Consider the following 19,497-nt stretch of genomic DNA (forward strand, 5'->3'; position numbering starts at 1 on the left):
ATTGATAAAAAATCTATTTATAGAATAAGCTTTGCTTTCAATACACGCTTATTTGTAATATTCAATGATAATTGGCGCTCTCCATCTTTTTCCAGCAGATCAATCCTTAAAGCCTGGCTTTCTGCAAGTGCTGCTTTGGGCAATAGCAAGGCCATCAATAAAGATTGCTTTACTTTGACTGAAAACGCTTTTGGATAGATAAAGAGTGGTTCTACTATACTCTCTTGTAAGGATCTTCTTTTTGATGATCGTGCACCGGTTATATAAACTCGCAAACGAGAACCATCAAATTGATAGGCTGATGCATTTTCAACACGAATTTTACATACAATGATCGATCCGGTAGTGTACATCCCTAGTAAAGAAAGTTTTACCATCCCAGCGCTGTATCCTATTCCATGCAGGTTATTTTTTAAGGCCAGAGCTTTTTGAGAAAGGCCCAGAAGTGCAGTATCCACAGATATGATCTCTGCCATTGCCAGATCAAGGTTTAGAAATGGCGGAGACTGAATATAGCTAACCAAAAAGGAATACAGTTTGCCATCTGCCGTAATCACAGTTAGGGTTGTAGTATCTGCAAACACACTATCGGCCTTTACACGAAGAACATTGCCTGTTGATTTCTGGACAACAATCCTTTCGCTGCCTCGATCAACTGTATTTATCAGAGATGGGAAAATGATATTTGTTGTCCGATTATCTGTCACCGGAAGATTATGCGGCTTTATATATGATTGTGCGGACAACAGCAAACCACACAAAGAGCCTATCATTGTTAAAAGAACTTTCATATCAACCCCGCTTTTCTTTATTATCTCTAAGCAATACTTTGTATCCTGCACCTATAATTACACGAACTTGCCTTACCTTCTTAGAAAAAAGGCTCTTAGCAGCACCAATACCTGCAGCTGCAACTTGTGTTTGAAGCGTTAAACCAGCCCCTCCCAAACTGGTGGATTGAACTGCATTATCAGCAGATGCTTTAACAACGTCTCTCATCACGGATCCAGGAACAAAAACACCTTCCAATCCATCCATGTCAAATACAGAAATCGAAACAGGTAGTATATATTCTGCGTAACGGACAGATGGAATATGAATATGAAGGCGTTCTCCATCGATGTTGCCAATTCCATAAATAGGAGTTCCCGCAGGAATATAGATGCCATTAATTGTAATGCCTGTGACAAGCTCAAGTTTCACAGTTGCTCCGCTGAAGAGCTCCTGTCTGATTGGAATAACAGCAACAAGGCCTCCGTCTTCTTTTTTCTCAGCATCGTCATGGAATAAGATTTTCCCTTCACCCGTTTTTTTTCTTCCAAAATAGGTTTCATCAGTTTGGTTAGCAGTTACTACGCGATATACTTTTTCACTAATCCCTTCTTTTACAGGCTCCTCACCCGGATGCTGAATTGCCATAATCTTATCCAGTGCTTCGTTAATAGCTTCTATTTCAGGATCTGGAAAAGACTGGACGACTTTTTGCTTCGGCAAAACAACAGGATCAATAGGTGTTTCTTCATCAATTGCACTGATCTTCCTTCGTATTAGATTCACCTTCACCTCTAGTGGATCTTTTTCATTTTTCAGCATTGGCAAAGTAAAATCCCGGCCAATTGTATCCTGGCGGTTTGGATCATTGCGTATAGCCTCCGATCGCTTAATGGAATCTGCAAATGCAGTAGCATAAAAACTCATCTTGTCATTTGCTGAATCTCCAGTGAGATTTGGCTGCGGCAGCAACATGTTAAGCCCCTTGGCATTATTTTCCCTTTTACCATCATCTGAAATAGACGCAGAAAAAATCAACCATAAGACACCGATAAAAATCAATGATATTACTGCCAGGAATGCGCCAAACCTTACCTTGTCTTTTCCTAATCCTATTTTCATCTGTTTTCAATTTTGATGTCACGATTTTCAATGGTTTCCCATTTTTCAATTAAAAATCCATGCGGATTGTTATCGCTCCTGGCGGTATTGCGTAATTGCCCATGCGTAATCAGGTTCCTGATAACAATACTGGTTGACCGAATGATCTGCACAGTAGCATAACAACGGAACAGATATGGGGCAGTTGTTACAGAAACCTGCACACTGTCGATAGTTACCTCTTGGCTGACATTGCCTGAAATAACACCCGCTATATATCCCGATTCCACGAGGTCATCGTATTGTTTTTTTGCAGAACCATCCGCCAGGTACAAAGCCTTTTTTATTGTCGAAGCAATCGCCTTTTCATCCGGATCAAGCGAAAAGAACAACTGGTGAAACCGGGATATATGATCTCGGGCCTCTACAGCCACATTTTCCTTTCTGCTTGAGGAGAAAACCTCTGCCGCCTTGCCATTACTGAGTATATACACTCGATCCTGCATCCGCGCAGACAGCACCGCATTCTGATACAACGCGTACATACTCACAGATAAACTCCCTATAACAATCAGCACCATGAAAGCTCTCATAGCTCGAAATGCCTTATCGAGATTATCGGTCGGTTTGAAGATCATTTACCACTTAGTTTATCCTTGAAATAATTATTACTAGTTCCATTAGTACTCATACCACGGCTCATTTTTGAAGCGCCATCGCCAAAGCTGTCACCAGACATTCCTCCGACGATGGCGCTGGTTGTTTTACTGGCTGCAGAAGTAGTTAAAGAGGATACCTTTTGCAGAAGAGCATTTCCACCTCCGGCATTAATGATGTAATTAGCCACAGAGGGCACCGTACAGTAGCCGACAATAGCGATCAGCAGGAAAGCGAGATAGGCCCAGTCTGTAAGGGCGAACGGTTGGCCCGCTACAGGTACACTGAACACATCATCTGTTACCATATTCTCCTGTATCCTCGCGATGATCGCACCAAAGATGTTTGCCACCGGTAGCCAAAGAAATACATTGATATAGCGAGCGAGCCAAACAGTGATCAGGTGCTGAAAGCCATCATAAATAGAAAGACCAAAAACGATCGGGCCGATGATGGCAAGAACGATCAAATAAAACGTACGTATTGCATGGATAAGCAATGCAATCGTCTGAAACAGGAATTCAAGCAGACCCTGGATCGCTGCACGTATCCAGTTAGCAGGATTCAAGGCTCCGATACCCAATCCGCCATCCGCATTTTTAAGATCCAGGTATTTGAAAATAGCGGCATTGGAACTTTTCACCATTGTTGCTGTAGCTGCTACAGTTGGTTGCATGACACCATTGATCAGGTCAATCACCGAAGGAAAAACAAGGATACAGAATCCCAATACAAAAGGTCTGAGCAGCCCGTAAACTTCCACTGCCTCCCCCGAAGCCACATGTCTCCATACGCGAAGGCTGATATACCACAATGCACCAAAGCCACCGATAAGCCGAGCCGAGCTGATCAACCCTTTACACAAGGGCATCATTTCCTTGTATAGCTGATCAAGGATTAGTTGTAAACCTTCGCCATTGGATATACCCTGCGCATTCAGGCCCAACGGCAAACATGAAACACATAAAATCACTCCCCACTTTTTCATAACACACTTGTTTAATGTAACCCATACAGACGTATCACTGCCTGCCTGTCCTGCTTATCCTGTGCACGCTGCACAGCGATGAGAGTCTGCTCATTGATCAACTTTTGCAAAAGCACCAGTTGCGTATCACTCTGGACAACCAGTGCATTGATCACCGCTATCCTTTCACCATCATTCATCCTTAAAGCTCCCGGTGTCAGAACCCCTTGCAGTTGATCCAACTGGTCATGTACCACATCCGTTATCTGGCTAAACCTGGCCTGCATGGCAGACAATTCCTGAGCCTTAAACAAACCCATGGCAGATAACTGACCAAACCAGCCCTGAAATTCCCTGGTCATCATAACAGGCTGATCCAATAACCGCTTCAAGCCCGGTGTGTTACGCACCTTTACGCTTACCTGTAACAAATCATCCAGATAACCTTTATGGAGGTTAAAGTTGCCTTTTGCAGCATCCCTAACAGCGTTGTAGCCGTTGGCCAGTGTTTGATATCCCTGCTTTGCCTGGCTCAACATCAGCTTCAGTTGAGCTAACTTTTCGAGATTCAGTTTCAACTGTTCCATTTCCTGGCTTTGCGAAAACACTGTTGTCCACAGTAAAACAGCAATAAAAACGAATAGCTTTTTCATTTCAGTCCGTGTAAACGTTTTACATAATCGAGATCAGCCTGCAACCGCGTGCGGTTAACGATATTTTCCAGCTCTCTTTTGTTTAGCGACTGCATACTCTCCAGGCAATGCGTCATTGCGTCATACAGGGTGCGTAGCACACAAAGCCGGTCGGAGTCTTTCATAGACAACTCACTGCCTGTTACTACATATAACATGTCCAGAACTTCCATGCTACTGTTCAGCAAGGCATCATATTGGGGTTTTACAGCTGTCGTTTTACCAACCCGTCCATATTCGTTAATCAGTTGTTGCTGCAAACTCAGTATCCGCCTTACCATAGAACCACCAAGGATGGTTGGTTTGACCTGGCGCAGTTCAGCGTAATAGCCCTCATATAACTTGTTGAGCTGCTGCTGCCAGTTGCTGATTTCAGCAAGTTTGTTCTTTGACAATTCATTTTCAGCAGCTTGCTGCACACGTTGCAATACCATCGTTTCATTTTGTAATCGCTGTATTTTCAGGTCAAGCGCTTTTATGGCTTTAGCAAGTATCACGCTGATTGGATCAATGCTTTGCGCCTGCACACAAGCAATTCCGAATGACAGGCAAATAATGAACAGGATTTTATGTTTCATTTTTTCTTTTTTTTATATTTCCTAATTCAGGTACTACTTACAATTGATTTAATGGCAGCTTCCATTCCACCGAATATCGCAGCTGCATTGCTCACCGCCAGTTTTTCTGCTTCTTCTGTTGTATAAGTCAGGTACTCTTCAGCTGACACTTCGACCCTATACACTTTACGAAGTGGCCAGATATAGACTTCCTTATAGCGGTGCAACGGGTCATTCGCCTTATTCATTGAAAGGATCTTAGGCACTTCGCTGTCCGGCAGCCCTAACAACTGCTGGATCTCTGAAAACCGGTTCTGATACTTCCGCTGATCGAGCAGTATCTTATAATCCGCATTATTGACGATAGCCTGCTTGATGATTTCCGAAGAGAGGATATCCTCTATCTCCTGTGTGACCACAATGGCCTCCGCAAAATGTTTACGGGCTGTCTTAAATAAGTACTTAATGTATTCTGCCATCCCGTTTTTAGCGACCGCTTTCCAAGCTTCTTCGATCAGCATTTGTTTACGTACACCTTTGAGTTTACGCATCTTGGAAATAAACACATCCATGATGATGATGGTTACCACTGGGAAAAGGATCGGATGGTCTTTGATATTATCCAGTTCAAAAACAATGAAGGGCTGCTGCAAGAGATCGAGGTTTGCTGTTGCATTCAGCAGGTAATCGAACTCCCCTCCCCTGTAATAGGGGCGCAATACATAAAGAAAATTGGCGACATCAAAATCCCGGTCTTTGACTTTGTCCCGTTCCAGCACAGCCACGAATTCCGTTTGAAGAAATTCATAAAAGGAATTAAAGCAGGGGAATCCAGGGCGTGAATCATAATACAACTGTAAAGCATTGGACAGCGCCACATATTCGCTGCGCGTAAAGCGTTCATCGTCCTTTTTCCAGAGCGCTACCAGCAGTGTTTTTACACTCTCCTTTTTTTCGATATCAAGCGTTTCATCTTGACCGACATAAAAGGGATTAAAGCTGATTGGCTCATCCTCACTGAACGTGAAATAATAACCACGAGTCAGTTCACACAGGCCTTTATAGGAATGACCAACATCTACAATGACCACATGTGTTCCTTGTGCATGATAACTCCGGGTCAGGTGGTTGGTAAAGAATGACTTGCCGCTTCCCGATGGGCCAATTATGATCTTATTGCGATTGGTGGTGATACCGTGTTTCATCGGTTCATCAGACAGGTCTATATGCAATGGCCTGCCACTGATCCGATCGCCCAGTCTTATCCCAAATGGGCTGATAGAACTTATATAGTTGGTCTCAACATTCAACAAACAACAGGCCTGACCTGAGAATGTGAGAAAAGTTTCATTGACCGGAAGGTCTCCGGCATTCCCAGGAATTCCAGACCAGAAAAGCTGTGGCGCACCCAACGTTTCGATTCGCGCTGTTGCCCCAAGTTTCGCGAAAGCGGAGGAACAAAGGTCCCTGATCATTGACAACCGCGCAGCTTCGTCTGTCCATGCAAGTACATTGAAATGCGCACTTACGATCTGTTTCCCTTCTACCACTGATTCATTTAAAAATAAGGACACCGCTTCTTTCGCAAAAGCATTACCCCTTGAATAGGCAGACAGTGACTGCAGTTTACGCCGCTTACGCTCCAGTTCTGTTTGTACGCCCCCTGTATCCTCGACAACCAGGTATTGGCTGAAAATATGATCACAAGGCAGTAACTGCCCTAATGCCGCACTAAACCCTACAGGGAAACGGACACAATCCATCGAGTACTTTTCATAATCGATGCGTGGGCCGCAATGTGTCGGCAGATCTTCCGTATCTGCAAGTGTAAAAAGTTCACAATACTTCTCCCCTATGCGAATACCGCTTTCAAAAGACAAATCACGGAGTACCCCATCATCTGATAAGATCAAATATCGATTGACCAACGCTACAATTTGCGTATTACCTAAGCGCTCACAAGACATCAATCCAGAATCACTCAACACTTTTATGAATTGAGCACACACACCTTCAAACATTTTTATAAAGGCTGGATCCTTTGTCTGCGTTGGAACTAGGTGTTTACGCAATAGGGTTGAAAAATAAGAATTGACAGGTTTGCAATCCGCAGGCTTTAAAGTAATCAATAGGTAACAATTGTGATCCAGGTAGGGACGCTCATGAAAAAAACATTCACTGCTACGTTCCAGGAAATTTAGGTCACGTTCAAAATCCCCATCATATTGTTGTTGTAAATACCAGTCCTGCTTATGGATCACACACCCAACCGGCAATAACTTCAACGCTTTTACCCATGACTGATGAATCGTTTCATAATCAGGATCGGAAATCGTAAATATCTCTGGCAACTGCAGGCGATAACAAATGGTGATAGCGCCCATTTTGGACAAAAGCATGTCATGTTCAACGCCGTACAGCGGTAATATGTCCGATAGTTGTTTCATTGAAAGAGTTGATCACATTTAACCCATATTGGGGTTGCTTTGCGAGCCATTTGTTTCATCAAACCATGTTCACCGTAACGGCGATTCAGTTTATATACTACATAGAATAACCCTGATCCAAGCACGAACACTAAGGGGATCAGAACAACAAGCGTTAAACCGAAAACGTACAGTATGGTAAACAAACCCAATAAGCCCGCCAGCCCGATAAACAGCCACCAGATATACTGAGCTTTCAGCCCGCGAAACACCACTGGCATGCCTACTCCCTTGTTGATCTGGTAAACGCTGCTCATATCCCGAAAAATGCTTTTATTACGGTAACCACAATAACAAGAAACACACAGGATCCAAACCATGCTGCAGCTACCCGACCTGTATCGGGATCCCCGGAAGTCCATTTACTATAAACCTTTACAGCACCTATTAAAGCAAGTACTGCCCCAATCGCATACATCAGCTGTGTACCTGTCTGGAAATAACTGCGCACTTTTTGGTTAGCTTCCATAATTGCTGCGTTACCATCCTGCGCCTTTGCCGTAATTACAAGGAACAACAAAAGCAAAATTCCAACACACTTTTTCATACACACATTTTAAAAGACATGCCCGTCACCACTAGAGCCATTCACACGCACTTTCCAATTCAGATTGGTGACAAGGCATGCCTGCATTACAGGTTCCCTCAATTCACTCACTTCAAACTCCCTCCTGCAACGCTTATTATTGGTAATTCCGCAGGTTTATGGAAATGGTCATTCCGTAACTATTTTGAAACGGTGAAGACATCGTAACCACAGCAAATGGAATCAGGTAATGCAGATCGAGCGACCAGCTCTGATCACTTACAAATCCCCTGTAGCCGGCACCTAAGGAAAAAAACTTACGATTACCCTTCAATTGATGCTCCATGCTAAGACCACCGCGCAGAAAAAACTGTTCAGCAACACCATATTCAGCACCCGCATTGATACGTATTCCACTCCAATCTTCTTTGATTAACCGGGTTGCATCAAGTGACGCACTGAACTGGTTTCCATCTGGAGCATGAGAACTATAATTAACACCAACACCAGCAGTAGTCGGAAGATTAATGCCTGCACCCAGGTTGGCAACAATTGCTCCAACTGACAGCATACGTGATTCTTGGCCTAACCTGAATCTCTGGTAATACCCGACATCCCCGCATACGGTGTAATTGTTTACAACCCCACCTTGCCTTGAGCCATCCATGATATTTTGACCGAGAAATTTCATGGCCACCCCCAAAGCGGCACGATCACTCAATTGCAAAGCGTATGAGGTGCCCACATTGTATTCACGACTTTTGTACAGACCTAGCGTAGCACCCATATCGTTTCGCAATGCTATGGTACCAAGATCGAGATAGTTAACATTCACTCCCAGGGCTGAAGTGTTACTGGTCGTAGTCAGGTAACCTGCATGAATAAAACGGGTATCACTTGTAATCCCAGGAAGCCAGGGCATATAATATACATCTGCCTGGTGCATATGATGGCTGAAAGCAGTTCCGGCAACATTATAACTTAACCACTGGTTGTTATTTGAACCCGCCAACCCCGTATTGCCCATTGCCCACCCCCTGCTTGACGCAGGAATTGACAACGAAGAATAACGTGTGATCAGCGGCCTGGGGTCCTGCGCTTGTAATAGACATGGTAGTAACAAAAAAAGAAGATATGTTTTCATCGCACATTGATTGAGTAATGAAGGGTATCTGATGACCGACCGAGGTCATCAATGACATAAAAAGACACTTGTTGATCTCCAGGCTGATGGAAATAATATTGAAACCACGAACCATCCGCATTGAACAGCTGCCCATTGATGATATAACGATAGGCCATGATAAGTCCGGCAGGTTGCCTGCTGCCGCTGGCATTAAACAGGTACAGCCAGCTATCCGGGATAAATACAGACAGCTGATACTCCAGCTGAGCAATTGGCCGCTCACTGGCAATGCATGTAATCAGTAAGCGTTTACTTGCAACACGCCCCAACTGATCCGTCAGGTAAAAATCCACCGAATACATGCCCGGTGTGTCCACACTGCAATAGAGTTCATTGTCATCGGAAGGAACAACAAAAGGTATTGATTCCTTTAACTGCTCACCGCGGTAACTGAAGTGAACCTTACCCGTAGGTTCATTGAACAGTAGGTTCAACTGGTGAATGGCAGGGATCGCACTGATGGTTATCATTCCGCTGCGAGTATTATTAATATTAGTGTAGTCTTTTTCCCGAACACGAAGGATATCGCTGGAAAAACTTAATTCCGGTCCTGGGGCCGTTGCCCAAAGCACGTCTTTTTTGTCACTGCATGAAGTGAAGAACATTCCGGCAAGCAGCAAGTGTAAGAGCCATTTCATAAGCTACTGTTGTTTATAGAGTTTGTCGTAGTATTTTTTGCCATTATAAAAACCTGTGATATGGTATATCACACCTGGAAGCAGATCTGATACATTGTCCAGCGTAAAAAGGTTATCGCCTCTTTTACCAGTGAATGACCAACTGCGAAGCCACCGACCGTCACCAAGGAACAGGTCAATTTTGACCGTCTCATTACGTTTTAATACCGCCGTAATTTTTACCTGAGAATTAAAAGGGATCGGGAACACATTCCAGTCTTTCACACCTCCTGCAAAGGAGTTGTCGGGAAGTTTTATCGTCACAGCTGCACCTACTTTTACGTAAGTGGCAAATGAACTGATGCAGTTACGAGCTGAGATTGCTTTTACATGAACCGGGATACTGTCACCTGTTTCATAAAACCGGTGTCGCAGTTCCTTACCGTTGGTCGTAAACGGATCATCATTACTCAAATTCCAATCATACCGTACTGCACCAACAATTTCTGCCTTAAGTATCGTTTCTGCACCATAGGCTACTGCAGCTGGCGTAATAGTTAATTGTCCTGCCGGGAACTCAGTATCGTTTGCTGTGACATGCACGATCACACTGTCAGCGCAACCTTGGGCACTAACCTTTACACGATACTGTCCGGCTTCTGCGAAAAAACTGCTATCCTCCGATAGCTGGCCTGCGTTACCTGGCGGAGCACCCTCCCACCGCCAGCTGTCATAAGAAATAGCCGATAATGACTTGACAGTAAGTAATGTCCTACCACCTGGACATACCCTGGCGACACCTTGAATCACAGGAGTCGTCACAGAACCGGTTGTAATAATCACGGCATCAGAAACAGCCTGTGATGCACAACCATCCGCGGAAATAGCGAGAACAGTATAACTACCAGCTTCCGTAACGGATATCTTATTCGTTGTTGTGTTTGCAAAACCAACGCCGTTGCGATACCAGGTATAGGTAGTTCCAGGCACGTAATTACTGATAGTCAGTGTTGCTGTTTCGCCGTTACAGAGATGGGCGTTATTCGTAACAATGATCGGTTGAGCAGGCTGTGGTTTTACAACGACCGTTGCATTACCGGTGACACCAGTAAAGCATGCCGTTGTGCTCGATTCTCTTACTCCAACAAGTGCATAAGTAAAACTACCAGCAACATTTGTAGGGACATTTACATTCGCAAGATTACCGGTACTGACAATCGTGTCATCGCTGCCACTATTAATACGGTAAAGAAAGGTATAAGGGGCCGTTGCACCGCCGCCTGTAAGTTTCAGTTGTGGTGATGAACTGTTTTGGCAAACCGTCGCACTACCACTGATGGAAGCAGTAGGTAAAGGATTGACTTGAACGGTAGCCGTTCCACTTGCCGTAGCAGCACAAACTGTACCACCCGATTCCTGAACGCTGACCAATGTATAAATGAAAGTTCCTGCCGCATCCGTTGGCACCTGCACGCTGGCTGCACTGTTGCTGCCACTGGTGGTGATGGTTTGTAATTCGCCACTGTTGATCTTGTAGGAGAAAGTATAAGGCAGGTTGCCACCATTACCCGTAAATACTATGGAAGGAGCTGTTGAATTGCGGCAAACTTCCGTGCCGCCAGAAATCGTTGCAGTTGGCAATGCACGAACGGTAACCGATACCGAACCACTAGCCAAACTGCTGCAGGCTGTTCCACTACTCTCTTTCACGCTCAACAGTTCATACAGGTACACACCTGATGTCGTAGTCGGAACAAGAACATTTACACTATTACCTGCGGTGGTTGAAATTGTTTGAACGGCTCCACCATTAATGCGATAAGAGAATGTATAAGGTGCAATCCCACCACTGCCGGAGAATCCGACCATTGGAGAACCTGAACCTTGGCATACCGTTGCTGTTCCGGAGATCAAAGCCGACGGTACTGAATTGATCGTAACAGTCGCTATACCAGAAGCCGTTGCGATACAACTACCTGCTTCCTGCACGCTCACCAGCGAATAAACATAGGTTCCGATCTGATCCGTTGGTGCTGATATACTCACACTATTACTGCTACCCGAACTGATCACCTGCACCGCACCTCCGTTGATCCGGTAAGTAAATGTATAGGGCGCATGACCACCAACCGCAGTGAACGAGATCGAAGGTGAAGCGCTGCCTTTACAAACCGTTGTACTGCCTGCGATAGTAGCCGTTGGCAATACATTCACGTTTACTGTGACAGAACCGCTGGCCGCATTACTGCAAGTCGTACTACTACTCTCCTGTACGCCGATCAGCGTATAAGTAAAAGCACCTGCAACATTCGTTGGCACTGCGACCGATGCACTATTGCCGCCCGAACTCGAAACGGTCTGCGCAGCACCACTGCCTACGCGATAAGTAAACGTATAAGGAGCCGTTCCTCCGCTTCCTGTAAAAATCACCGATGGTGCCGTTCCGTTCTGACAAACGGAAGCATCACCGGCAATCGCAGCAGATGGTAATGGATTCACTGTAATACCAACCGCTGCTGAAGTAGCCTGGCACCCGTTCGCATCTGTCACAGTAACATAATATGATCCAGAGTTACTTACACTCAACGAAGCTGAAGATGCCCCAGTATTCCATGCATATGCATGCGCATTGCTGGAACTCAAAACGACGCTACCGCCTGCGCAGAAACGCAGCGGCCCGGAAGCTGAAACTGTGGGTGTAACAACTGTGTAATACCCTACCGTTACAGGAGCAGAAGTAGCATAACAACCCTGCTTACTTACCCGTACGGTATAGTTGCCAGGCCCGACTGAGATTGTGCGCGTTGTCGCACCATTTGACCATTCATAACTATCATAGTCTGCGCCAGCATCCAGTGTCTTATTGCTACCGGGGCAAACCAGGAATGAAGATCCGGGTAAGGGAGTCGGACAAACTACCGTAGTAACGACGACTGTATTACTATTCGCGCTGTTGCCACAAGCGTTGCGATCATAGGTATAATAACTGCCCGCAACCGAGGTCGACAATGAATTTCCTGTCGCGCCATTGGCCCAAACCACATTACCACCACTGGAACTAAGCGTTGTACTTTCACCATTACATAACAATTGACTGCCGGATGGAGTAATAACTGGAGCGACTGGCGTATTAGCTGTTGTGATGGCAATGGTACTGCTGTTACTTCCGCTGCCACATCCATTTACCTCGTATGCATAGTAGGTTCCAGCTTCGCTAACAGCAAGACTGTTTCCACTAGTGCCTGTGTTCCAGCGTATTGATCCGCCGAAGGAAGGAAGTGCTGCAAGTATAGAGGAAGCACCATTACAAAGCAGTGTTCCATTACTGCTTGACAGCGTGGGTGCTGCTGGCAGATTAGCTGTTTCAATAACGATAGTATTACTTGGCCCGCTGGAACCACAGTTATTCGCCGCCACCGCATAATAGCTCCCAGCAACGCTGACATTGATATAATTACCTGTTGCACCAGAATTCCAGGTGATTGCCCCTGATCCCGAAGCACTGAGTACGGTTGTGTTACCATTACATAACAGCATCCCATTGGAACTGGAGACTGTTGGTGCAGATGGCGCACTTCCTGCGGTGATAACAATGGCATTACTGGCACCACTGCTGCCGCAATCATTCGTTTCCCAGGCATAATAGCTGCCAGGAGCTGCAACCGTAATGGACTCTCCAGTCTGCCCTGTATTCCAGGTAATCAATCCTCCGGCGGAACTGGCAGTCAGCGTAGTACTCTCCCCGTTGCATAGTGTCACACCATTGCTGCTGTTCACTGTAGGTGCTACTGGCGTATTGCCTGTAGTAATCACGAGAACATTGCTATTATCACTCGTGCCGCATTCGTTGGTTTGAGACGCATAATACACACCAGGTTCTGTAATGGACATACTATTACCAACAGCACCGTTATTCCAATAGATTGTACTTCCAGCTGAAGAAGTAGCAGTCAAAATTGTTTGCTGACCATTACACAGCGACAACCCATTGGAACTTCCGATTACTGGTGCATGGGGGGAATTGTTGATGAGGACGTTGAAAGGCAAACTCGCCACCGAGGAACTGCAGGCACTTTCCGCACGCACCGTGTAAACACCGGCTGTGTTTACTATAATGGAAGCACCTCGCTGCCCATTTGACCACACATAACTTCCCTCAGAACCCGTCGCAGTTAGAACCGTTGACATACCATTACATAGCGGCATCGCCTGTGAAGAAACAATTGTCGGTGTTGCAGGAGAAGAATTGGGAGGCGGATAAATATAATAAAAGATCAACGGCGCATCATTATCGCTGTAGCCCCAGGCCGAACAGATAATTGCCTGTGAAGGGTCATAGGCACCTTCCCAATAAACTTCGCCCCCGTCTACGCCGCTAGCAAGGTCTCCATATAAACGACTGGCCCCGAAATCAATAACATACAAAGTATGATAATACCCAAACGGATCTAATGTGTTAACATTTCTGATGTTAAACTTGGCATACGCCCTACCAGTGACGCAATCATATTGAATGTCCAAAGGTGTAATCGTTATACTATTCATAGTCTGGCTTTGAGAAGCCAAAGGGATGAGTAAGGCAAAAAGGATCCAGCACCGGCAATGCCGGAAAATTTTATTGCAATTCATAAGAAGAGATTTATGACTTAGTAGCTGTTAAGGTTATAGGTGAGCCCTAGTCCGAAACAGAATCGGGTAGCTCCCATCTGCGTTCGTAACAGGTATTTCTGCTGAATGAATGTATTGAGCCGGAAGGTTTCAGTCAGATAACATTGTAACGATGCCTCACCTACAACTCCGTAATTCATGCGTTGCATGAATGAAAGGCCTTTATATAGCCAGGGCTCATTTTCAACCTGCCAGCTTAACCCCAAGCCAGTGCGCCAGTTAATTAGTGAAGTGCCGTCCATTTGACGCGCTGGTGTAAATTCTGCCAGCAGATCAGTGCCCAAGCATGAATAGTTAAGACCATCGAACTTAGCTTTCTCAAAAAATGGACTCAGCGAAAAATTGATATTGTTGTTGGTCCAATGTTCATAACGAAGAGCAAATTGTGTAGCGGGCACCAGGCTATGCCCTAGGCGAAGACCTATACCTTGTGATTTTGCAAACATTCCCAATAAAAGAAAAACTGCACACATTATCCACTTCATGGTTCTGTTTTTTGGGTTGTGAATTAATAATCCAAAGCTAAAATGCCATTCAGACAACCATGTTTCTTTGGTCAACAATAGAAAACATAAATGTTGATCCGCATCAATTTTAACCGATTAATTGTTGGCTTAAGCAACAAATCTGCTCCAAGATTGATTGTAGAGCGTTGCACCATACATTGTTCATTAGTTAGTATAAAAGTGAACACATTGAGCAAAGCCCTGTTGGCATAAAAAATTACCGTTTTCAGAGAGATAAGCCTACGTTTACGATAGCATTAAATAAATATTGTAAGATTTTATGCTTCCTTCACGCCCCAACTAGCTCTTCAACTGTGAACGACAGTTTACCAATGGAGCTCTGTGTAATTAAGCTGCCATGCCGGTTGATTGCAATATCACCAATGACAAAATACCAGTATTAGGCTGTCAGCAAAAACAAAGTATTAATGAGTTGCATTATTGCAACAATTATTAAAATTTATCAAGATCAATGTAATCGAGGCAATCAATAATAATAAGGAATACTTATATTAGATATTGAATACATGTGTTGAAGGAATACCTTGCCATCTTATGAAAACCTATTTAAAAAAACGGCGCATCCCGATGTGGGCTGTTCACCTTTGTGCATGGTTGGTTTATATAACCTTCTTGTACATTACCGACTATCTATACAATACTGAGCTCAGTATTTTTCAGACCTTATTGACTATCATACCGTACAGCATTACCTTTTACATCAATCTTTTTTTGTTAGGATTATACAAGAGAACATGGGCATTACAGGGAATAGCGACCATGGCAGTTGTGCTCTTGATCATGTCTACATTCGGGTACTGTTATATCTATATCTGGATTCCACGCCTGGGCAATCAAATATACACAACGACCGAACGGATCATTTTCTTTAAAACGACCACTTTAGGTTATATCAGGTATTCAGCTTATGCGATGCTCTACTTTTATATACAGAGGATCCTGATGAGTGAAAAAAATATTATGCGGCTTCAGAAAGAGAAACTTTCGTTGCAAAAAGATAAAGTAAATAAAGAATTAGAAATAGCCAGATTAAGGGCTTTGGAACTGAAATCAGAAAAGGAGAAACTACAATATGAGTATGCTTTCCTAAGAGCACAAATCAATCCTCACTTTTTGTATAATACATTAAACGTTCTTTTCTCACAGGCAATGATGTTTTCCCAGGATCTTGCCGACAATATTATGAAGCTTTCCAAGCTGATGCGTTATTTACTGGAAAGTGCCCAGGAAGGCAAGGATAAAGTGCTGATTCAACATGAAATTGAACAATTAGAAACCTTACTGGAAATTCATAGTCTGCGATTTGGCAATAGCAGGCACATTCAATACAATATCGATGGAATCATTGCTGGCCAGGAACTACCACCCTTATCCTTATTGACAATTGTTGAAAATGCCTTTAAATATGGAGACTTAAAGGATGAGAAAAATCCTTTGATGATCAATATACAATTATTGCCAAAAGAGATTCGATTTTCCTGCAGGAACAAGAAGCGAAGAACAAACAACCACCTATTCTCCTTAAACATAGGAATAACAAACCTAAGTAAGAGACTGGATATTGCTTTTAAAGATCGATATGTAATGAATGCAATTGACGAAGCCAATTTTTACACTTTTGAATTAACCATTAAAAACTGATATTATGCTGAACTGCCTGATTATTGATGATGAACAGCCATCTATTAACGTTTTACAGGAATACATTCAAAGAATACCTGGTTTGGAATTGATGGGAACGACAACAGATCCGATCAAAGGGTTGGAATTATTGAAAATGAACCATATCGATGTGTTATTCCTGGACATCCAAATGGATGAACTTACAGGTATTGAATTAAAAAAACTCATTGATCCTTCCATTAAAGTGGTTTTTTGTACTGCCTATTCAGAATTTGCGGTGATAAGCTATGAATTGGATGCAGTGGACTACCTGGTAAAACCGATCGCATTCGAGCGATTCATAAAAGCGCTTACCAAGGTTGTTGATACGCTTGGGCCTTGCATGAGCGATAAAATCACACCCAATGATTACTTCTATGTAAAAGCTGAACATAAAGGAAAGATGGTAAAAATAGACATAGAAGACATTGACTTTGTTGAAGCCAGGAGCAATTACGTTGCATTTCACCGCGGTAAGAAACAACACTGGCACATTTAGCACTGCGGGATATTGAGCGGCGATTACCACAGGAGCATTTTGCCAGAGTGCATAAATCTTATATCGTATCACTAAAAAGAATTGCTGAGTTTGAGAACGGAGCATTAAAACTGAAACAAAGCGGCATATCAATACCGCTTGGCGAGAGTTACAGAAATGAGTTTCTGGAAAAAATGAAAGGGCGGCTGATTTAGTTATTTATAAGAACATGATGCTATGAACAGCTTGCTTGTCATTAGAATAGACAGCTTCGCATAATAGATTTCATGGGTGGTAGCAAGAAGGTAGTTTCGCTATCGCTTATGAATACCAGCCTATTTAAAAATATTATCGCAGGCATATTTGTCCTCCTGTTTATGTACACAGGGTTTAGTAAGTTGATAGGTCTGGGACAATTTCAGTCAAGCCTTTACAGGTCACCACTTTTATCTGACTACGCCTACGAGGTTTCCATTTTAATTCCCGTTACTGAAATATTTATAGCCATACTGCTGTGCTTGCCCAGAACACAGCGCAAAGGCATGATCCTTTCATTTGGATTAATGGCGGTGTTCACGATCTATATCGCATACATGTTATTAACAGCCGAGAAGCTGCCATGTTCATGCGGCGGCATCATTGCCAAACTTAACTGGAAGCAACATTTAGTATTGAATGGATTGTTAACCTTATTAGCATTTGTATCCCTCTTCATAAAAGCGCGCGCACCTGCAAATGAAAGGCTGATCGGTCCAAGCTCTAACCGATCGAGGAAGTAAGCCGAAAACCTCAAAAAGAGTAGGCAACATTTAAAATCTATGTTCACAATTCATTCATCCTAAAAACAAAAAAATGAAAAAATCAAAATTTGCAATGCCAATAATTGCATTGCTTGCTGTGGTACTCGCATTGGGCACCACCGCTTTTACGCCAAAAGCCTTTGTTCCCAAAGCAAAGCCTGGAACTTTCTCACAGATCTACGTGTACATTGGCGATGCCAGTCCTGAAGAACAGCGTGACCCATTGCTGTATGTTAAGCCATCAGTTGCACACCCATTGCCTGAAGAATGTGGTGGAACTACGATGATCTGCACCGTTCTGAGGCCAACAGATGAAGGTGAGAATCCTGATTTTTCACCTGAAAGCAACCCATACGACAGTCCCGGCGATTTCACGATCGAACGGAAGCCTGATCTCTAAGGCAAAAACTGGGTAGGCCAGATTTCTGACCTACCCTCCCCTAACGGGGATTTTGTGGCATATGAGAAATCGCAACAATTTTAGCTGGTAATGGTAATGCAAACCTGTTATCATTTGGAGGAAGTGTATATACACCATTATCCAGAATCCTCTTGAGTGAAATATTAGCATTCTCCAGGTTCAACCGTTTAATATCTATCCACCGCAGATCCCGCATCAAGAGTTCTTTGCGTCTTTCTGAAAGTATAATTGCCAGCGCCTGTGATTGATTGGATGCAGAAAATGGAATGAAAGTTCCCTGCTTCCATCTTTTAACCATCAGCTGGTTTAATATTTTTAACCCCTCCTGGAAATCACCATTGCGGCAAACCGCCTCTGCTTTTGTCAGGTACATTTCATCAGTCGCAATGCCAACAAATTGTGATACACTAGCTGTATAGTTACCTTTAAAATTATAGCTACCATCCCCATTGCTTTTAAAAAAAAGCGACTTCCTTAGATCATTCGCTGCATAAGACAGAAACAATACCGAGTCAATACGAGCCCTTGTATTCGTTAACGGAGTCGGTCCGCCTTGAGCAAAGTACACGACTTCTGGATTAAATCGATCAAACGGGAATGTCGCTGTTGTGCTGGCACCATTATAATCGATCAGCGTATTAGCGATCTGCAAACTGGAATCAGCATACAATGCTGCTTTATCATATACCCGCATCGAAAGATACACCCTGGCTAATAATCCATAAGCGGCAGCCTTGGATGGCCTCATAACATGAGCCGAAGATTGGGGCAAATACGGAACTGACGCCTTGGCATCACGGATGATCTGATCGTAAGACTCCTGAACCGTGGCTCTCACGGATGGTGTATTAAAATCGGAGGTCATTCTTAATGGTATCCCTAAATCCTGGCTGTTATCCGTGTAAGCCTTTGCAAAATTTCTAGCCAGTACACTGAATGCTTCAGCTCTTAAAAACAATGCAGAACCGTAAACATTGTCCCAGGCCGCATTGTTCAGTTCGGTCTTTTGGACTTTATCCATCACTTCAAGAACCACATTGGCTCTATATACAATCGTGTACATACTACTCCATTCATTTTGGGAAGGACCATTGTCATAAAATATTTCTTCGCCCCATGTGTACATATCCCTATAAGACTGTTGTGTAAGTCCGGCCCATGTTTGCGAGGTCAGGTAATAATTATCAGAACTAACCTCACCTACCGCATTATTAACAAATGAATTGATATAAGTATGCAGGTCTAGCAATGCCTGACAATCCTCAACCGTGCTTGGAATGGATAACTTTTTGTTTGGTTTTTCATCTAAATATTTTTTACACGAGGAAAGTATCATTACTGCCAGGAGTACACAGGATAATATGTTTCTTTTCATGACTTT

At 43.7% G+C, this 19,497-nt stretch carries 19 protein-coding genes; 5 read left to right on the forward strand and 14 right to left on the reverse strand.

What is annotated here, in order from left to right:
- Nucleotides 1-17 precede the first annotated feature (17 nt).
- The 13 genes from B5D42_RS09985 to B5D42_RS10045 form a co-directional block, all read right to left on the reverse strand.
- Nucleotides 18-791: a DUF8473 domain-containing protein gene (locus B5D42_RS09985; RefSeq protein ID WP_078831359.1), complete on the reverse strand. Its 774-nt coding sequence runs from the start codon at nucleotides 789-791 to the stop codon at nucleotides 18-20.
- Between the two features lies 1 nt (nucleotide 792).
- The gene (traM, locus tag B5D42_RS09990) at nucleotides 793-1,893 is read right to left on the reverse strand and encodes a conjugative transposon protein TraM (RefSeq protein WP_078831360.1); all 1,101 of its coding nucleotides are present in this window, start codon (nucleotides 1,891-1,893) and stop codon (nucleotides 793-795) included.
- Nucleotides 1,890-2,510, reverse strand: coding sequence for a conjugative transposon protein TraK (traK, locus tag B5D42_RS09995; protein WP_078831361.1), 621 nt, complete (start codon nucleotides 2,508-2,510; stop codon nucleotides 1,890-1,892). The genes traM and traK overlap by 4 nt, the downstream gene beginning before the upstream one ends.
- Complete coding sequence (locus B5D42_RS10000) at nucleotides 2,507-3,517, reverse strand: TraJ family protein (protein WP_078831362.1); 1,011 nt, start codon at nucleotides 3,515-3,517, stop codon at nucleotides 2,507-2,509. Before B5D42_RS10000 ends, traK begins: the two co-directional genes overlap by 4 nt.
- A gap of 11 nt (nucleotides 3,518-3,528) precedes the next feature.
- The gene (locus B5D42_RS10005) at nucleotides 3,529-4,149 is read right to left on the reverse strand and encodes a hypothetical protein (protein WP_078831363.1); all 621 of its coding nucleotides are present in this window, start codon (nucleotides 4,147-4,149) and stop codon (nucleotides 3,529-3,531) included.
- Entirely contained in the window at nucleotides 4,146-4,766 is a 621-nt protein-coding gene (locus tag B5D42_RS10010) for a hypothetical protein (RefSeq protein WP_078831364.1), read from the reverse strand. The genes B5D42_RS10005 and B5D42_RS10010 overlap by 4 nt, the downstream gene beginning before the upstream one ends.
- A gap of 26 nt (nucleotides 4,767-4,792) precedes the next feature.
- Nucleotides 4,793-7,192: a TraG family conjugative transposon ATPase gene (locus B5D42_RS10015; protein ID WP_078831365.1), complete on the reverse strand. Its 2,400-nt coding sequence runs from the start codon at nucleotides 7,190-7,192 to the stop codon at nucleotides 4,793-4,795.
- Nucleotides 7,189-7,488, reverse strand: a complete 300-nt coding sequence (locus tag B5D42_RS10020; protein WP_078831366.1) for a DUF4133 domain-containing protein — start codon at nucleotides 7,486-7,488, stop codon at nucleotides 7,189-7,191. Before B5D42_RS10020 ends, B5D42_RS10015 begins: the two co-directional genes overlap by 4 nt.
- Nucleotides 7,485-7,778, reverse strand: a complete 294-nt coding sequence (locus B5D42_RS10025) for a DUF4134 domain-containing protein (protein WP_078831367.1) — start codon at nucleotides 7,776-7,778, stop codon at nucleotides 7,485-7,487. The genes B5D42_RS10020 and B5D42_RS10025 overlap by 4 nt, the downstream gene beginning before the upstream one ends.
- Before the next feature lie 136 nt (nucleotides 7,779-7,914).
- Complete coding sequence (locus tag B5D42_RS10030) at nucleotides 7,915-8,901, reverse strand: PorV/PorQ family protein (RefSeq protein WP_139367092.1); 987 nt, start codon at nucleotides 8,899-8,901, stop codon at nucleotides 7,915-7,917.
- Nucleotides 8,898-9,581, reverse strand: coding sequence for a hypothetical protein (locus B5D42_RS10035; RefSeq protein ID WP_139367093.1), 684 nt, complete (start codon nucleotides 9,579-9,581; stop codon nucleotides 8,898-8,900). The genes B5D42_RS10030 and B5D42_RS10035 overlap by 4 nt, the downstream gene beginning before the upstream one ends.
- A 3-nt stretch (nucleotides 9,582-9,584) precedes the next feature.
- Entirely contained in the window at nucleotides 9,585-14,105 is a 4,521-nt protein-coding gene (locus tag B5D42_RS10040) for a beta strand repeat-containing protein (protein ID WP_176112967.1), read from the reverse strand.
- Between the two features lie 101 nt (nucleotides 14,106-14,206).
- Entirely contained in the window at nucleotides 14,207-14,713 is a 507-nt protein-coding gene (locus B5D42_RS10045) for a hypothetical protein (RefSeq protein WP_139367094.1), read from the reverse strand.
- A gap of 984 nt (nucleotides 14,714-15,697) precedes the next feature.
- Here B5D42_RS10045 and B5D42_RS17860 point away from each other — a divergent pair.
- The 5 genes from B5D42_RS17860 to B5D42_RS10070 all read left to right on the forward strand — a co-directional run bounded on the left by B5D42_RS17860 (nucleotide 15,698) and on the right by B5D42_RS10070 (nucleotide 18,095).
- The gene (locus tag B5D42_RS17860) at nucleotides 15,698-16,396 is read left to right on the forward strand and encodes a sensor histidine kinase (protein WP_176112968.1); all 699 of its coding nucleotides are present in this window, start codon (nucleotides 15,698-15,700) and stop codon (nucleotides 16,394-16,396) included.
- Between the two features lie 4 nt (nucleotides 16,397-16,400).
- Entirely contained in the window at nucleotides 16,401-16,916 is a 516-nt protein-coding gene (locus B5D42_RS10055) for a LytR/AlgR family response regulator transcription factor (protein WP_078831373.1), read from the forward strand.
- A gap of 47 nt (nucleotides 16,917-16,963) precedes the next feature.
- Nucleotides 16,964-17,110, forward strand: coding sequence for a LytTR family transcriptional regulator DNA-binding domain-containing protein (locus B5D42_RS18305; RefSeq protein ID WP_394333294.1), 147 nt, complete (start codon nucleotides 16,964-16,966; stop codon nucleotides 17,108-17,110).
- A 72-nt stretch (nucleotides 17,111-17,182) separates the two neighbouring features.
- The gene (locus B5D42_RS10065; protein ID WP_078831375.1) at nucleotides 17,183-17,674 is read left to right on the forward strand and encodes a MauE/DoxX family redox-associated membrane protein; all 492 of its coding nucleotides are present in this window, start codon (nucleotides 17,183-17,185) and stop codon (nucleotides 17,672-17,674) included.
- A gap of 73 nt (nucleotides 17,675-17,747) precedes the next feature.
- Nucleotides 17,748-18,095 carry a hypothetical protein gene (locus B5D42_RS10070; protein WP_078831376.1) on the forward strand — a complete coding sequence of 116 codons (348 nt, stop codon included), beginning with the start codon at nucleotides 17,748-17,750 and terminating at the stop codon, nucleotides 18,093-18,095.
- 40 nt (nucleotides 18,096-18,135) lie between these two features.
- On the opposite strand, the gene B5D42_RS10075 is transcribed toward B5D42_RS10070, so the two are convergent.
- Nucleotides 18,136-19,491, reverse strand: a complete 1,356-nt coding sequence (locus B5D42_RS10075) for a RagB/SusD family nutrient uptake outer membrane protein (protein ID WP_139367095.1) — start codon at nucleotides 19,489-19,491, stop codon at nucleotides 18,136-18,138.
- Nucleotides 19,492-19,497 lie beyond the last annotated feature (6 nt).

It is taken from the genome of Sediminibacterium ginsengisoli, assembly GCF_900167075.1.
GTDB classification, from domain to species: Bacteria; Bacteroidota; Bacteroidia; order Chitinophagales; family Chitinophagaceae; genus Sediminibacterium; species Sediminibacterium ginsengisoli.

What these genes read in the sequence shown, in the direction of transcription:
- B5D42_RS10065 (WP_078831375.1), top strand. Translation starts at nt 17,183, where the DNA reads ATGGGTGGTAGCAAGAAGGTAGTTTCGCTATCGCTTATGAATACCAGC.
- B5D42_RS10030 (WP_139367092.1), bottom strand. Translation starts at nt 8,901, where the DNA reads ATGAAAACATATCTTCTTTTTTTGTTACTACCATGTCTATTACAAGCG.
- B5D42_RS10005 (WP_078831363.1), bottom strand. Translation starts at nt 4,149, where the DNA reads ATGAAAAAGCTATTCGTTTTTATTGCTGTTTTACTGTGGACAACAGTG.
- B5D42_RS10010 (WP_078831364.1), bottom strand. Translation starts at nt 4,766, where the DNA reads ATGAAACATAAAATCCTGTTCATTATTTGCCTGTCATTCGGAATTGCT.
- B5D42_RS10025 (WP_078831367.1), bottom strand. Translation starts at nt 7,778, where the DNA reads ATGAAAAAGTGTGTTGGAATTTTGCTTTTGTTGTTCCTTGTAATTACG.
- B5D42_RS10000 (WP_078831362.1), bottom strand. Translation starts at nt 3,517, where the DNA reads ATGAAAAAGTGGGGAGTGATTTTATGTGTTTCATGTTTGCCGTTGGGC.
- B5D42_RS10045 (WP_139367094.1), bottom strand. Translation starts at nt 14,713, where the DNA reads ATGAAGTGGATAATGTGTGCAGTTTTTCTTTTATTGGGAATGTTTGCA.
- traK (WP_078831361.1), bottom strand. Translation starts at nt 2,510, where the DNA reads ATGATCTTCAAACCGACCGATAATCTCGATAAGGCATTTCGAGCTATG.
- B5D42_RS09985 (WP_078831359.1), bottom strand. Translation starts at nt 791, where the DNA reads ATGAAAGTTCTTTTAACAATGATAGGCTCTTTGTGTGGTTTGCTGTTG.
- B5D42_RS10075 (WP_139367095.1), bottom strand. Translation starts at nt 19,491, where the DNA reads ATGAAAAGAAACATATTATCCTGTGTACTCCTGGCAGTAATGATACTT.
- B5D42_RS10035 (WP_139367093.1), bottom strand. Translation starts at nt 9,581, where the DNA reads ATGAAATGGCTCTTACACTTGCTGCTTGCCGGAATGTTCTTCACTTCA.
- B5D42_RS10055 (WP_078831373.1), top strand. Translation starts at nt 16,401, where the DNA reads ATGCTGAACTGCCTGATTATTGATGATGAACAGCCATCTATTAACGTT.
- B5D42_RS17860 (WP_176112968.1), top strand. Translation starts at nt 15,698, where the DNA reads ATGAGTGAAAAAAATATTATGCGGCTTCAGAAAGAGAAACTTTCGTTG.
- B5D42_RS10015 (WP_078831365.1), bottom strand. Translation starts at nt 7,192, where the DNA reads ATGAAACAACTATCGGACATATTACCGCTGTACGGCGTTGAACATGAC.
- B5D42_RS10070 (WP_078831376.1), top strand. Translation starts at nt 17,748, where the DNA reads ATGAAAAAATCAAAATTTGCAATGCCAATAATTGCATTGCTTGCTGTG.
- B5D42_RS10020 (WP_078831366.1), bottom strand. Translation starts at nt 7,488, where the DNA reads ATGAGCAGCGTTTACCAGATCAACAAGGGAGTAGGCATGCCAGTGGTG.
- B5D42_RS10040 (WP_176112967.1), bottom strand. Translation starts at nt 14,105, where the DNA reads ATGAATAGTATAACGATTACACCTTTGGACATTCAATATGATTGCGTC.
- traM (WP_078831360.1), bottom strand. Translation starts at nt 1,893, where the DNA reads ATGAAAATAGGATTAGGAAAAGACAAGGTAAGGTTTGGCGCATTCCTG.